The following is a 13,685-nucleotide window of genomic DNA, read 5'->3' as shown; positions in this document are numbered from 1 at the left end:
CCGACCGGTCGTGCCGAAGGGGCCGGCACCCACCAGGCGGGTGCCGGCCCCTTCGACGTGCCGGGCGTCAGCGGGTGCGGAAGGCCAGCACCACGTTGTGGCCGCCGAAGCCGAACGAGTTGTTCAGCGCGGCGATCCGGCCCTCGGGCAGCTTGCGGGGCTCGTCGCGGACGATGTCCGCGTCCACGTCGTCGTCCAGCTCGTCGACGTTGATGGTCGGCGGGGCGAGCCGGTGGTGCAGGGCCAGCACGGTGGCGACGGTCTCGATGCCGCCGGCGCCGCCCAGCAGGTGACCGGTCATCGACTTGGTGGCCGAGACGGCGATGTGGTTCAGGTCCTCGCCCAGCTCCTTGCGGAGCGCCTTCAGCTCGGCGGTGTCACCCTGCGGGGTCGAGGTGGCGTGCGCGTTGACGTGCACGATCTCGGCCTTGTCCAGGTCGTTGCGCTCGAACAGGTCGGCCAGCGCGCGGGCCACTCCGGCGCCGGTCGGCTCGGGCTGTGCGATGTGGTGGGCGTCCGAGGACAGGCCCTGGCCGACCGCTTCGCAGTAGATCCGGGCGCCGCGGGCCTCGGCGTGCTCGACCGACTCCAGCACGACCACGCCGGCGCCCTCGCCCAGCACGAAGCCGTCCCGGCCCTTGTCGTACGGGCGCGAGGCGCGCTGGGGGTCGTCGTTGCTCTTGGACATCGCCATCATGTTGGCGAACGCGGCGATCGGCAGCGGGTGGATCGCCGCCTCGGTGCCGCCGGCCACCACGACGTCGGCGCGGCCGGTGCGGATCATCTCGATCGCGTAGCCGATCGCCTCGGCGCCGGAGGCGCAGGCGGAGACGGGGGTGTGCACACCCGCGCGGGCGCCGACCTCCAGGCCGACGTTGGCCGCCGGGGAGTTGGGCATCAGCATCGGGACGGTGTGCGGGGAGACCTTGCGGGAGCCCTTCTCCTTCAGCACGTCGTACTGGTCGAGGAGGGTGGTCACGCCGCCGATGCCGGAGGCGATGACCGCGCCCAGGCGCTCGGGGGCAAGCTTGGACGACTCGTCGGTGGCCGGGGTCTCGTAGCCGGCGTCGGCCCAGGCCTCGCGGGCGGCGATCAGGGCGAACTGCGCCGATCGGTCCAGCTTGCGGGCCAGCGGGCGGGGGAGGATCTCACCGGGCTCGACGGCGGTGCGCGCCGCGATCCGGACGGGCAGGTCGGCGGCCCACTCCTCGGTCAGGGCAGCCACTCCGGAGCGCCCGGCGACCAGGTTCTCCCACGTGGTGGCGGCGTCGCCGCCCAGCGGCGTGAAGGCGCCGATACCCGTGACGACCACGGTACGGTTTTCAGTCACTGGATCTTCTTCTCTCACATCGTGCGGGGGCGGTCGGCGGCGGCCGAAGGTGAGCCCGGCCGGGCGCCCCGGTGGGGCGTCCCGGCCGGCGGGTCGGCCGACTCGGAGGGAGCCGGCCGATGTCAGGCGTCGAACGAGTCGACCGCTCAGGCGTTGGTGAGGATGTAGTTCACCGCGTCGCCGACGGTCTTCAGGTTCTTGACCTCGTCGTCCGGGATCTTGACGTCGAAGCGCTCTTCGGCGGCCACGACGACCTCGACCATGGACAGCGAGTCGACGTCCAGGTCATCGGTGAAGGACTTGTCGAGCTCGACGTCCTCGGTCGGGATGCCGGCGATCTCGTTGACGATCTCGGCGAGACCTTCCAGGACCTCGTCCTTGGTAGCCATACTGGCTGCTCCTCTTCGGTGTTGAATGCGGCCGCCCGGCGGACGGACGCAGGTTTGCGGATGGTTCGGGCGAAAACGCCTAGGGGAGCGTAACGACTGCCGCGGCGTAGACGAGACCCGCCCCGAACCCGATGATCAGTGCGAGGTCGCCGCTACGGGCCTCGCCGCTCTCCAGCATGCGTTCCATCGCCAGGGGGATGGAGGCCGCGGAGGTGTTGCCGGTCTCCGCGATGTCGCGGGCGACCGGCACGGACTCCGGGAGCTTCAGGGTCTTGATCATGGTGTCGGTGATGCGCATGTTGGCCTGGTGCGGGATGAAGGCGCCGAGCTGATCGGCGGTGATCCCGGCGGCGTCCAGCGCCTGCTGGGCCACCTTGGCCATCTCCCAGACCGCCCAGCGGAAGACCGACTGACCCTCCATCCGGAGGGCCGGCCACTTGGTCTCCTCGCCCGCGCCGTTGACGGCCCCCTCCTTGGCGAAGGCGGTGTCCCAGGCCTGGGTCTGCGAGATGACGTCCTTCTGCGAGCCGTCGGAGCCCCAGATGACCTTGCCGATGCCGGGCGTGTCGGACGGGCCGACGACCGCGGCGCCGGCGCCGTCACCGAAGATGAAGGCGGTCGAGCGGTCCGACTGGTCGGTCAGGTCGCTGAGCCGCTCCACGCCGATCACCAGCACGTACTCGGCGCTGCCCCCGCGGACCATGCCGTCCGCCAGGCCGAGACCGTAGCCGAAGCCGGCGCAGGCCGCCGAGATGTCGAAGGCCGGTGCGGTGCCGCACCCGAGCCGCTCGGCGATCTCGGTCGCGACGGCCGGGGTCTGCTTGAGGTGCGAGACGGTCGCGACGACCACGGCGCCGATCCGGTCGGGGGAGATCCCGGCCTGGGCGATGGCCTTGCCGGCGGCCTGCACCGACATCTCGGCGACGCTCTCCTCCGGGCCGGCCCAACGGCGCTCGGCGATCCCGCTACGGGTGCGGATCCACTCGTCGGAGGAGTCGATCCAGGTCAGCACCTCGGCGTTGGGAATCACCCGGACCGGGCGGTAGCCGCCGACCCCGTGGATGCGCGAGTACTGCGCACCGGTGGTCGGACGGATCTGGGGGGTGTTGCTCATGCCTGCTGCTCCTGCTCCTGACCGCTGTGCTCCCGGCCCGGGCCGGCGTGCTCGGCGATGAGCGCGTGGGCCTTCTCCAGGTCGGCGGGGGTCTTGAGGGCAAGCGACGCCACACCCTTGAGGTTGCGCTTGACCAGTCCGGTGAGGGTGCCCGCCGGGGCGAGCTCGATGACGGCGGTTGCGCCCAGCTGCTGCAGGGTCTCCATGCAGAGGTCCCAGCGGACCGGGTTGGAGACCTGCGACACCAGGCGGCGCAGCAGCTCGTCGCCGGCCGCGACGACCTCGCCGTCCTGGTTGGACACGTACGTGATCCCCGGGTCGGCGACCGGCAGGGTCGGCGCCAGCTTGGCCAGCCGCTCGACACCCGGCGCCATGTGCGTGGTGTGGAACGCGCCCGCCACCTTGAGGGCGACCAGTCGCGCTCCGGCCGGCGGGTCCGCCCGGAGGGCGTCCAGCTGGGGCAGTGTGCCGGCCGCGACGATCTGGCCGCCGCCGTTGTTGTTGGCCGCGGTCAGGCCGTGTTCGGCCAGCTTGGCCGCGACGACCTCCGGGTCACCGCCCAGCAGGGCGGCCATCCCGGTCTCGACGGCCGCGGCGGCCTCGGCCATGGCGAGGCTGCGTTCGCGTACGAAGGTCAGTGCGTCGTGCGGGGTCAGCGCGCCGGCGAAGGCGGCGGCGGTGATCTCACCGACGCTGTGGCCGGCCACCGCGCCGACCTGTGCGGTGGCGGTGTCCCCGTCCGGGAACAGCACGCCTGCGGTCACCAGGCCGGCGGCCACCAGCAGTGGCTGGGCGACGGCGGTGTCCTTGATCTCCTCGGCGGACGCCTCGGTCCCGGCGTGCACCAGGTCGAGCCCGGCGACCTCCGACCAGCCGCGGAGGCGGTCGGCGACACCGTCGAGCTCCAGCCAGGGGCTGAGGAAACCGGGGGTCTGGGCACCCTGTCCAGGGGCGACGATTACGAGCACGGTTCAACCCTCTCTCGCCGAGCGCCCGGGGGCGGGTAGGCGACGGTAACGAAGAAAAGCATCCCGGATTGTAAGGTCCCTACATCGGGCTCAGCCGGACTCTCCCGAGGCCGTGAGCCGCCCCAGCGCCAGTGCGATACGCAGGGTGAAGGCCGAACGAACGTCGGATGGAGCGTAGCCCGTGACGTCGGTCACACGTCGAAGCCGGTAGCGCACCGTGTTCGGGTGGACGAAGAGCATCCGGGCGGCGCCCTCCAGCGAGGACGCCTGCTCCAGGTAGACACTCAAGGTCTCCAGGAGTGCCGACCCGGCTTCGTCGAGCGGTGTGTAGATCTCCTCCACCAGCTGCTGGCGGGCCGCCTGGTCGCCGGCCAGCGCCCGCTCCGGCAGCAGGTCGTCGGCCAGGACCGGGCGCGGTGCGTCCGGCCAGGCCGGGCAGGCCCGCAGGCCGGCCGCGGCGGCGTGGGCCGAGCGGGTCGCCGACAGCAGGTCCGGCACGGTCGGGCCCACCACCACCGGGCCCGCCGCGAACTGGCCGATCAGCGCCCGGGCCGCGTGCACCGGCTCCTTGTCGCCACCGACCACCACCACCAGGCGCTTGCCCAGCACCCCGGTCAGCACGTGCAGCTTGGCGTAGCGCGCGGCCCGGCGGATCGCCTCGACCACGAGTTCGCTGTCACCGTCCGGAGCCGAGCCCATCACCACCCGGACCTGGCTCGGCTGGCCCCAGCCGAGCGCGGCGGCGCGCGAGAGCACACCCTCGTCGGCGTCCCCGGAGAGCAGCGAGTTGACCACCAGCGCCTCCAGCCGGGCGTCCCAGGCACCCCGGGCCTCGGCGGCCTGGGCGTACACCTGGGCGGTCGCGAAGGCGATCTCCCGGGCGTAGACCAGCACCGACTCGCGCATGTCCGCCTCGTCGCCGGGGGAGGCCACCTCCTCGATGGCCTCCTCCATCACCTCGATCGTGGTGCGGATCAGCTCGACCGTCTGGCGCAGGGTGATCGCCCTGGTCAGCTCGCGCGGCGCGGTGCCGAAGACGTCGGTGGAGATCGCCTGCGGGGCCTCCGGCTTGCGGTACCACTCGGTGAAGGCGGCGATGCCTGCCTGGGCGACCAGGCCGATCCAGGAGCGGTGCTCCGGCGGCATCCGCCGGTACCAGCCGAGCTGGTCGTCCATCCGCGCGATGGCGGCGGAGGCGAGCTTGCCCGAGGACTTCTCCAGCCGCTTGAGGGTCGCGACGCGGCGCTCCGCACGTTCGGCGGCGAGCCGGCGCTCCTGCGCGGTCAGGCGCGGGGCCGCCCGGCCGGGCCGGTCCCTCCCGGCGCCGGTCGTCGGGGCCTTCCCGCTCTTGTCGGGCTTGGCGGTCGGATCGCTCTTGGAGTTCGCGGAGGCGGCTGGCACAAGGACAAGACTGCCTCACCGGAGTGACTGCTTGTGCACGCCCCCCGGCGGAGCGGCACGGTGGCAACCGTCACAGTCGCGGGCCGACCGGCGCCGGCACCCCGTCCGGAGCGCCCGGGAACGCGCCCCGGACCACGCTACGGTGGGGCCGTGACCGACGCTCCCGCCCGTCCGCGCGCCGATCTGCGCCGGACCGCCGAACGCTACGTCTCCACCCCCGCCGAGGGCGTCGAGACCAGGCACGCCTTCTCGTTCTCCGGGCACTACGACCCGAGGAACACCCACTTCGGCGCGCTGCTCGCCTGCAACGAGGAACTTCTCTCCCCCGGCGCCGGGTACGACGAGCACAAGCACCGGGACACCGAGATCCTCACCTGGGTGCTGGAGGGCGCGCTGGCCCACCGGGACTCCGAGGGGCACGGCGGCGTGGTCCGCCCCGGCATGGTCCAGCACCTGAGCGCGGGCTCCGGGGTCACCCACACCGAGCGGAACGTCGGCGGCGCCGGGGGCCCGGTCCGCTTCGTGCAGATGTGGCTGCAGCCGGACACCTTCGACGCGCCCCCGGCGTACGGGCTGCGCCGGGTGGAACCGGACACCGGCGGGTTGACGCTGCTCGCCTCCGGGCTGGCGCGGGACGCCGGGACGGACGCGTTGCGGCTGCGGCGCGGCGACGCCGCGCTCTGGCTGGTGACGGCAGGGCCGTGGCAGCCGCTGCCCGAGCTCCCGGCCGCCGCCTGGCGGTACGCCCACCTGACGACCGGTTCGCTCGGCTACCGCACGGTGCCCGGGCCGCAGGGCGGCGGCCGCTCGATGGTACCGGGCGACAGCGTGCGGATCACCGGGGACGCCTTCGCCGCGCCGACGGCCGGCGAGAGCGGCGCCGAACTGCTCCTCTGGGAGATGCACTCGCCGGTCTCGTACGGCTGAGGGGGCGGGCACGGGCGGAGCCGCCCGGCCCGTCCGGGGCCGTCCGAGTCCTAGAGCTCGGCGAGCACCGCGTCGCTGAGCACCGGCCAGACCTCGGCGGCCCACGGCCCGAAGTCCCGGTCGGTGAGCGCGAGGCAGGAGACGCCGGCCTCCGGGTCGACCCAGAGGAAGGTGCCGGACTGCCCGAAGTGGCCGAAAGTGGCCGGGGAGTTGGCGGTGCCGGTCCAGTGCGGGGCCTTGCCGTCGCGGATCTCGAAGCCCAGGCCCCAGTCGTTCGGACGCCGGTGCCCGAAGCCGGGCAGCACGCCACTGGTCCCCGGGAAGGCGACCTCACGGGTGGCGGCGGCCAGCGTGGACGGGTCCAGCAGCTTGGGCGACTGGAGCTCGGCGGCGAACAGGGCCAGGTCGGCGGCGGTGGAGAGCCCGCCGGCGCCGGCCGGCGCCCGGTGGGCGGTGTTGATCAGCGTCGCGCGCATGCCGAGCGGCTCGAAGAGGGCCTCCGCGGCGTACCGGCCGAAGTCGATGCCGGCGGCCTGCTGGAGGGCCTGCGCCAGGACGTCGAAGCCGGCGTTGGAGTAGAGCCGGCGGTTGCCGGGCTCGGCCATCACCTTGTGCTCGTCGAAGGCCAGGCCCGAGGTGTGGGCCAGCAGGTGACGCACGGTCGAGCCCTCCGGCCCGGCCGGGTCGTCCAGCTCGAAGACGCCCTCCTCGACGGCGACCAGCACGGCGTACGAGGTGAGCAGCTTGGTCACCGACGCCAGCGGGAACAGGTGGTCCTGCGGCCCGTACGTGCCCAGTACCGCGCCGTCCTCGCCCCGCACCACGGCCGCCGCCGCGTTCGGCACCGGCCAGTCCTCGATCTTCCGCAAGCTCTCCATGGGCCCGACTCTAACGGGGAGGCCCGGGCCGCCGGGATGGCAGGCTTGGCCGGAGTGCAGTCCAGGCCGTCGGCGCCGACGGCACCGTCCGCCACCGGGGGTTCCACCATGGCCGTGCCCGCACCGATCGACCTCGATCCGCGCACCTGCTCCGACGTCTTCCGCACGCCGGTCGGGGAGCCGGACCGTACGCCCCGGCACACCATCGGCGAGGTGGCGGCGGCCAGCGGGCTGACCGCCCACACCCTGCGCTGGTACGAGCGGATCGGCCTGCTGGACCCGGTGGACCGGTCCGCCTCCGGGCAGCGCCGCTACAACGACGCCGACCTGCACCGGCTGGCCTTCCTGGGCCGGCTGCGGCTGACCGGCATGACGGTGGCCGACATGCTGCGGTACGTGGAGCTGGCCCGCGAGGGCGACCGGACCCTGGAGGACCGGCGCGACCTGCTGCTCGCCCACCGGGAGGAGGTGCGGCAGCAGGTCGCGGACCTGCACGCGACCCTGGCCGTGCTCGACCACAAGATCGACCTGTACGCCGGGCGGATCGCCGGGAGCGGCCCCGCTCGGTAGCCCGGGCCCGCCGGGCCGGCGTTCGGCCGGGCCCGTCGGCCCGGGGTGCGCCGGTTCAGCTGCGCCGGCACGGGTGCCGGCAAGGGTGGCGGCTCAGACCTCGCGACCGAGGAAGGCCGCGAGGCGGGTGTACGGATCGGCGTCGGCCGGGGCGGGGAGGTCCGGGCCGAACGGGGCGCCCTCGCGCGGGCCGGTCGGCAGTACGGCCTCGGCGATCGCCAGGGCGGTCTCGGCCAGCCGCTCGTCCAGCGGGACGCTGCTGCCGAGCGCCCGGGAGATGTCCCAGCTGTGGGTGACGGTCTCCAGGATGTAGCCGCCCACCGCGGCCCGGCCCGGGACCTCGCCCCACGGCGCGGCGGTCGGGCGGTCCAGCCGGGCGTCCTCGGCCCACGCGGCGGTCGCCCGGGTCCGGGCCCGGTCGAGGGCGGCCGGCCAGGCGTCGTCGGCCAGGTCGCCGGTCATCGCCGCGACGTCCTCGGACCGCCCGCCCTCACCGAGGTAGGCGAACCGGTGGATACCGCCGACCACGTGGCCGAGCAGGGTCCGCAGGTCGTACTCGGTGCACGGGGTGGGCCGGTCGAGCGTCTCCGGGCCGGCTTCGGCGATCAGCTTCTCCAGCTGACCGAGGGCGAGCAGGTACAGCGGGCGCGGGTCCTGGGTGGTGTCCATGCGGGATCAACTCCATCGGTACGGAGGGTTTTTCGTCTCGAAGGCAATCTCCCGGTAAAACCTGACATCCGGCGTCAGGATTTCTGCGATCCTCGTGCCATGAAGGCCGACCGCCTGCTCTCGATCCTGCTGCTGCTCCAGACCCGCGGCCGGGTGCCCGCCACCGAACTGGCCGAACGGCTGGAGGTGTCGGTCCGCACCATCTACCGCGACGTCGAGGCGCTCTCCACGGCCGGCGTCCCCGTCTACACCGAGCGCGGCCGGCACGGCGGCGTCAGCCTGCTGCCCGGCTACCGCACCGACGTCAGCGGACTGACCGCCGACGAGGCGCGTGCCCTGTTCGTGCTGTCCGCCCAGGGTGCGCACAGTGATCTCGGGCTGGACGGCGCGCTCGGTTCGGCCCTGCGCAAGGTGATGGCCGCACTGCCCGCCCCGCACCGCCCGGGCGCCGAGCGGATCAGCGAACGCATCCTGGTCGACCCGGCGCGCTGGCTGCAGGCCGGCGCCCCGCCCGGGCCCGATCTCGGCGAGCTGCAGTACGCCGTCTTCGCCGACCGCCGGTTGCGGCTGCGCTACCGGCACAGCGGCACCCCCGGGCCGGTGGAGTACACCGTCGACCCGTACGGCCTGGTCAGCAAGGCCGCGGTCTGGTACCTGGTGGCCGATCTGCAGGGCGAGCCGCGGCTGTTCCGGGCCGACCGGGTGCTGTACGCCGAGACCTCCGAGGAGCCGGCGCGCCGCCGTCCGGGGCTGGGCCTGGGCGACGTCTGGGGCGTGCTGCGGGAGCAGGTGGAGCGGCTGCCCAAGGAGGTGAAGGTCGCGGTGCGGGTGCGGCGCGGGCGGCTGGACATGTTCGTCCGGATCCACGGCGGGCGGCTGGCCGCCCCGCCGCCCGAGTCCGGCGGCGGGGCGCCGGAGGACTGGGTCGAGCTCGGGCTGGGCTTCCAGTCGCTGCCGGCCGTCCGTGCGCTGCTCGCCTTCGGCGCGGACGCCGAGGTGCTCTCCCCGCCGGCCGCCCGCCGGGAGATGGCGAGGGCCGCCGCGGAGGCGGTCCGGCTCTACGTGGACGCGCGCTGACGGACCCGTGGCCGCGATCGTCCCGCCGGCCGCGATCACCCCGACCGCCGTCAGGCGCCGACCGTCGGGCGGACCACGTTCTGGTAGTCGCCGAGCGCGACGGCCGCGAAGTTGTGCAGGCTGTCGGTGTCGGGGGTGAAGTAGCCGTTGTGACCGGCGGAGCGGGCCGAGGACACGTGCTCGGAGCCGAAGTCCGCCGAGGTCGGGTCGGCTCCGTGGCCGAGCCCGCCGAACTCCAGGTACGGCACGTTGCCGATCCAGTCGCTCTCGTTGCGGGTGGCCCAGACGTGCACTCCGGCGCCCAGCTCCGAGGTGCTCTCCACACCCATGCCGGGGGAGCCGAACACCACGACGTCGGTGATCCCGGAGGTGTCGGAGGGTGAGGCGGCGGCCCGGGGGATGTCGGGTGCGGCGGTGCCGCAGACCACCGATCCGTAGGAGTGGCAGAACAGCGCGGGCGGGGCCTGCGGCCGGGTCGTCTCCCGGAGCCCGGCGAGCAGCCGCCGCAGTCGCGGCGCCCCGACGTCGGCGAGCCGGGAGGTGACGGCGTCCGGGCCGAGGCCGGACGGCGTGACGTAACCGGTCCACGCGACCACCGCGGTCCGGGCGCCCGGGGACTGCCGGTGCTCCTCCGCGTACAGCGCGCGGGCCATCCCGGCGGGGGAGCGGAGCGGCTCGACCGCCTGGTCGAAGTGGCCGAGGTCGGCGTCGGAGCCGGGGACGATCACCGAGACCCGGTCGGCCGAGGCGAGGTCGCCCCAGACCTCGGTCAGCAGGCCGCGGCCGCGCGGGTCGAAGGCGAGGATCTGCCGCTCGGGGGCGAGCAGGCTCTCGACGTCGTTGGCGCGGGAGACCGCCAGCGCGTGCAGGTCGGAGTCGAGGTCCGGGTCGGCGGCGCTGGCCCGGGCACGGTCGCGCTCGGCGGCCAGTGCCACCCGGTTGGCCCGGTAGCGCAGGGCGAGCGGGGCGCCGTCGAAGTTGCCGACCACCAGCGGGTACGCCGCGACCAGCCGGTTCAGCTCGGCCTGGCCGAGCCCGGCGAAGAACTCGGCTGCGGCGGCCGGAGTGGTGGTGGCCGGGTCGGGGAGGTCGTGCCCGTAGGAGTGGTCCTCGACCCAGGCGAGACTGCCGGCCGGTGGTGTGGAGATGGCCAACTGTTCAGTGGCGGCAGCGGCTTGCGCTGCCGCCGCGCCCGCGTCGGCGAGTACCGCGCAGCCCGCGAAGGCACCGATCAGGACATGCTTCCACCGCCGACGGCGCATCGCCTCAACTCCCTGAGAGTCCCGTCACCGATCCGCGGGCGGGGCCCGAAGGGTGGTACGACTGCCAACTTCCAGCGCAAGCCTAGGGGCCCGGGAGAGGAGTGGGTGCACCTTAAACTGTGGGATGGATCACATGAACCGGAGATGACCGGACGGGCGTCACTCGTTCAGGCTATGCGTCGCCTCCGCCCGTCGACTTCGGCCTCCCCTTCGCCCGCGCCGGCTCCGCCGGTCCGGACTCCGGCCCGGCGCCGAACTCCCGGACCAGCCGCTTGGGCGCGGCGCGCCGCCAGGCCTCGGTCAGCAGGTCCCGCAGCTCGTCCCGGTCGACCAGGTCCAGCCGGACGCTCACCCAGCCGTGCCGCCCGACGTACGGGGCGCTGGAGAAGACCTCCGGCTCGGCGGCGAGCAGCTCGGCCTGGTCCTCCCGGGAGGCCTTGACGGTGACGGAGTCGCCGTCCGGGGAGCCCATCGCGAAGATCTTCGAGTCCACCCGGAGGGTCTCGGTCTCCCACGTGGGCTGCTGCGTCGCCTGCGGCAGGGCGAGGGCCATCGCCCGGAACTCGTCGAAGGTCACCATGGCCGCAGAGTAGGGCAGGGGTACGACAGTCCGCCCCCCGGCGCCGGGTGGGCGCCGGGGGGCGGACGGGACGGCCGCCCGGGAGGGGCGGCCCGGGTCAGCTCAGCGAGTTCCAGCCGGAGCAGGAACGGTCGCCGCCGACCAGGCGGTCCGGGTGGCCGCTGCCGTCGGCCACCGAGATCCGGCGGTAGGTGTCGCCGTGGAACACCCAGTACTCGCTCTTGCCGCCGACCCGCTGCTGGTCGGGCACCGGGAGGAAGCAGTCCACCTTGCCGACGCCGTTCAGCGAGCCCCACTGGGAGAGTTCGCGGTCGGTGCGCTCCAGCACGTCGGTGTGCGCGGCGCCGTCGGCCACCGAGATCAGCCGGTACTGCTGGCGCCCGCCGGTGGTGTGGAACACCCAGTACCAGCTCTTCCCCCTGACCCGCTGCTGGTCGGGCACCGGGAGGAAGCAGTCGACCTGGCCGACGCCCTTCAGCGAGCCCCAGGAGGTGAGGTCGCGGTCCGGTCGCTCCAGCGTGCCGGCGTGGGTGCTGCCGCAGGTGAGCGAGACGGCCCGGTACTGCTGGCGTCCGCCGCTGCTGTGGAACACCCAGTACCAGCTCTTGCCGCCGGGGTTCTGCAGGTCGGGCATCGGCAGCACGCAGTCGAGCCGGGCGATGCCCTGGAGACAGGGGTGGCCGCTCAGCCGTCCGTCACCCTTGACCACCCGGTCGGCGCCGGTGCCGTCGGAGACCGAGATCTTCCGGTACCGGTCGCCGTGGCAGACCCAGAACTCGCTCTGCCCACCGCGCCGCCACCGGTCCGGGACGGCGACGATCTCGTCGCACGGGTAGGCCCGGCCGGACTGCGGGGAGGTCTGGCCGCCCTGCTGGCCCTGCTGGTACTGGGTCTGGGTGCCGCCCTGGTTCTGGCCCTGCTGGCCCTGGGGGCTGCCCTGGTTCTGGCCCTGCTGGCCCTGGGTGCTGCCCTGGTTCTGGCCCTGCTGGCCCTGGCCGGTGAGCCGCCCGTCGCAGAGCGCCTTCAGGGTGCTGATCGACGGCGCGAAGGCGTAGACCGAGCCCTGGGTCTGGACGAACTGCTGGAAGCTCAGGGGCGTGTGCCTGACCGCGCCGTCCGAGCCGCGGCTCTCGAAGTCGACCTGGTCGGCCTGCTGGGTCACCGGGTCCTTGCCGGGCTCCGGGTTGCGACCGGGCGGGAAGTCCGGCTGGTCCATCCAGTCGGCCTGGATGAACTCGAACTGCCGCGCGATGTCGGCCTGGTAGCAGACGAAGAGCAGGCCGCGCGGGTCGTCCGGCCCGCCCGGGCCCTCGGAGGCCGGGTCGAACGGGTACCCGTACGGCGCGCCGCGCCGGATGATCCGCCGGCCGTCCAGGTCCCGGGCGTCGAGCGGCGGCACGCTCGGGTCGGGCGCCTGCAGGCCGGCCCGCGGGCTGGTCTTGCGCAGGTGGGAGAAGAGCGGGGTGGCCAGGCCCTCCAGGTCGTCCCGGAAGTCGAAGTCGTTGTCGGACGAGGCCGCCGGGTCGTTCGGGACGTCCCGGTCCTGGTGCTTGCAGACCGGCGCGCCGGAGCGCCAGCGGCCGACCAGCCGGGCGGCCAGCCACTCGGCGGTGGCGGACTCCGGGACGGCCTTGGCCTGCTTGAGCTCCTTCAGCTTGACCGAGACCTGGGCCCACCAGCCGGGCACGTCCTGGGACAGCCGGCGGACCACCTGGAAGGAGCCGTTGCGGGCCCACTCGGGGAACTCGGTGGCGCTGCCGGGGGCCGGCTGCTCGCCGACGACGAACTCGCCGGCCGGGACGATCCGGGTGCCCGGGTGTCCCTGGACCTCCTCGGGCCGGTTCGGGTCGGGCTGGTCGAAGAAGCGGACGCCGGGCTCGCTGATGCCGTCCTTGAAACCGAAGTGCTCCTTGCCGCGGCGGCTGCCCTTCAGGGTCTGGGCGTTCTGCTGGAACACGATCACGATCCGGTCGGTGGCGGCGGCCTCGCGCTGCGCCTCGACGGTGGTCCTCAGGTCCTCCTCGGTGTCCGAGGCGATCGTCAGCACCGCGTGCACCGGCTGGCTCTTCCCGTTCCCGAACAGCCAGTTCTCCGGGGAGTTGTCGCCGGTGTCGCCGAGCGCGCCGGCCCGCTTGGCCGAGCCCTCCTTGAACGCCTCCAGGCCGGTGCCGGGCGGCGCTCCCTGCGGGAACGGGTCGGTCGCGGAGAGCTGACGCATGCCCTCGTAGGTCAGGCTGAGGCCCAGCCAGGTGGCCCGGAGCGTCCGGGGGTCGTCGCCGCCCGAGGACTTGCGGGCCTCGCTGAAGGCCGCGTTGAAGCCGGCGACCTGGCGGGTGGTGGCGATCTGCGGGGCGAGCCGGCGCAGCCAGTCGCGGGCCCGGGCGGCGTCCTCGAACTTGAGGAACAGCAGGGTGACGTTGTCCTTCTTGAAGCCGGCGACGATGTCGCCCTGGATCTCGTCGCTCTCGCGGAGTCTCAGATCCGTTGCCGTGGTCATGGGGGTTGTTCTCCTCGTCGCGC

General features: G+C 73.7%; 13 protein-coding genes. 3 read left to right on the top strand and 10 right to left on the bottom strand.

The genetic code is table 11. The annotated features are described in order from the left end of the window. Positions 1–67: 67 nt before the first annotated feature. The 5 genes from fabF to PUR61_RS13125 form a co-directional block, all read right to left on the bottom strand. Positions 68–1,330, bottom strand: a complete 1,263-nt coding sequence (fabF, locus tag PUR61_RS13145; protein ID WP_329878988.1) for a beta-ketoacyl-ACP synthase II — start codon at positions 1,328–1,330, stop codon at positions 68–70. Between the two features lie 146 nt (positions 1,331–1,476). Continuing rightward, complete coding sequence (locus PUR61_RS13140; RefSeq protein WP_030310143.1) at positions 1,477–1,719, bottom strand: acyl carrier protein; 243 nt, start codon at positions 1,717–1,719, stop codon at positions 1,477–1,479. A gap of 79 nt (positions 1,720–1,798) precedes the next feature. Next, complete coding sequence (locus PUR61_RS13135) at positions 1,799–2,833, bottom strand: beta-ketoacyl-ACP synthase III (RefSeq protein ID WP_329878987.1); 1,035 nt, start codon at positions 2,831–2,833, stop codon at positions 1,799–1,801. After that, on the bottom strand, positions 2,830–3,801 hold the full coding sequence (locus PUR61_RS13130) for an ACP S-malonyltransferase (RefSeq protein ID WP_329878986.1): 972 nt from the start codon (positions 3,799–3,801) through the stop codon (positions 2,830–2,832). Before PUR61_RS13130 ends, PUR61_RS13135 begins: the two co-directional genes overlap by 4 nt. A gap of 90 nt (positions 3,802–3,891) precedes the next feature. Continuing rightward, a complete protein-coding gene (locus PUR61_RS13125) occupies positions 3,892–5,088 on the bottom strand; it encodes a PucR family transcriptional regulator (protein WP_329879032.1) in 1,197 nt (398 codons plus the stop codon). A gap of 264 nt (positions 5,089–5,352) precedes the next feature. On the opposite strand from PUR61_RS13125, the gene PUR61_RS13120 reads away from it, so the two are divergent. Then, on the top strand, positions 5,353–6,129 hold the full coding sequence (locus PUR61_RS13120; RefSeq protein ID WP_329878985.1) for a pirin family protein: 777 nt from the start codon (positions 5,353–5,355) through the stop codon (positions 6,127–6,129). 50 nt (positions 6,130–6,179) lie between these two features. Here PUR61_RS13120 and PUR61_RS13115 read toward each other — a convergent pair whose 3' ends face one another. Then, positions 6,180–7,007, bottom strand: a complete 828-nt coding sequence (locus PUR61_RS13115; RefSeq protein ID WP_329878984.1) for a serine hydrolase domain-containing protein — start codon at positions 7,005–7,007, stop codon at positions 6,180–6,182. Positions 7,008–7,115: 108 nt separating this feature from the next. On the opposite strand from PUR61_RS13115, the gene PUR61_RS13110 reads away from it, so the two are divergent. Next, positions 7,116–7,577 carry a MerR family transcriptional regulator gene (locus PUR61_RS13110; protein WP_329878983.1) on the top strand — a complete coding sequence of 154 codons (462 nt, stop codon included), beginning with the start codon at positions 7,116–7,118 and terminating at the stop codon, positions 7,575–7,577. Between the two features lie 93 nt (positions 7,578–7,670). Here PUR61_RS13110 and PUR61_RS13105 read toward each other — a convergent pair whose 3' ends face one another. Beyond that, positions 7,671–8,246 (bottom strand): TIGR03086 family metal-binding protein, encoded by a 576-nt coding sequence (locus tag PUR61_RS13105; RefSeq protein WP_329878982.1) that lies wholly within the window; start codon positions 8,244–8,246, stop codon positions 7,671–7,673. Positions 8,247–8,345: 99 nt separating this feature from the next. Between PUR61_RS13105 and PUR61_RS13100 the strand changes: the two genes are divergently transcribed. Further along, entirely contained in the window at positions 8,346–9,323 is a 978-nt protein-coding gene (locus PUR61_RS13100; RefSeq protein ID WP_329878981.1) for a helix-turn-helix transcriptional regulator, read from the top strand. Positions 9,324–9,373: 50 nt separating this feature from the next. On the opposite strand, the gene PUR61_RS13095 is transcribed toward PUR61_RS13100, so the two are convergent. The 3 genes from PUR61_RS13095 to PUR61_RS13085 all read right to left on the bottom strand — a co-directional run bounded on the left by PUR61_RS13095 (position 9,374) and on the right by PUR61_RS13085 (position 13,662). Beyond that, complete coding sequence (locus PUR61_RS13095; RefSeq protein ID WP_329878980.1) at positions 9,374–10,585, bottom strand: alpha/beta hydrolase; 1,212 nt, start codon at positions 10,583–10,585, stop codon at positions 9,374–9,376. A 172-nt stretch (positions 10,586–10,757) separates the two neighbouring features. Further along, the gene (locus tag PUR61_RS13090; protein ID WP_329878979.1) at positions 10,758–11,165 is read right to left on the bottom strand and encodes an MmcQ/YjbR family DNA-binding protein; all 408 of its coding nucleotides are present in this window, start codon (positions 11,163–11,165) and stop codon (positions 10,758–10,760) included. Positions 11,166–11,262: 97 nt separating this feature from the next. After that, a complete protein-coding gene (locus PUR61_RS13085; RefSeq protein ID WP_329878978.1) occupies positions 11,263–13,662 on the bottom strand; it encodes a Dyp-type peroxidase in 2,400 nt (799 codons plus the stop codon). Positions 13,663–13,685 lie beyond the last annotated feature (23 nt).

Origin of the sequence: Streptomyces sp. BE20, assembly GCF_036322525.1 — a bacterium.
Classification (GTDB): Bacteria; Actinomycetota; Actinomycetes; order Streptomycetales; family Streptomycetaceae; genus Kitasatospora.
This window is presented reverse-complemented; position numbering and strand designations above follow the sequence as displayed.

Excerpts from the sequence above, each read along its gene's own strand:
- PUR61_RS13140 (WP_030310143.1), bottom strand. The coding sequence starts at position 1,719 with ATGGCTACCAAGGACGAGGTCCTGGAAGGTCTCGCCGAGATCGTCAAC.
- PUR61_RS13135 (WP_329878987.1), bottom strand. The coding sequence starts at position 2,833 with ATGAGCAACACCCCCCAGATCCGTCCGACCACCGGTGCGCAGTACTCG.
- PUR61_RS13115 (WP_329878984.1), bottom strand. The coding sequence starts at position 7,007 with ATGGAGAGCTTGCGGAAGATCGAGGACTGGCCGGTGCCGAACGCGGCG.
- PUR61_RS13110 (WP_329878983.1), top strand. The coding sequence starts at position 7,116 with ATGGCCGTGCCCGCACCGATCGACCTCGATCCGCGCACCTGCTCCGAC.
- PUR61_RS13105 (WP_329878982.1), bottom strand. The coding sequence starts at position 8,246 with ATGGACACCACCCAGGACCCGCGCCCGCTGTACCTGCTCGCCCTCGGT.
- PUR61_RS13100 (WP_329878981.1), top strand. The coding sequence starts at position 8,346 with ATGAAGGCCGACCGCCTGCTCTCGATCCTGCTGCTGCTCCAGACCCGC.
- PUR61_RS13095 (WP_329878980.1), bottom strand. The coding sequence starts at position 10,585 with ATGCGCCGTCGGCGGTGGAAGCATGTCCTGATCGGTGCCTTCGCGGGC.
- PUR61_RS13090 (WP_329878979.1), bottom strand. The coding sequence starts at position 11,165 with ATGGTGACCTTCGACGAGTTCCGGGCGATGGCCCTCGCCCTGCCGCAG.
- PUR61_RS13085 (WP_329878978.1), bottom strand. The coding sequence starts at position 13,662 with ATGACCACGGCAACGGATCTGAGACTCCGCGAGAGCGACGAGATCCAG.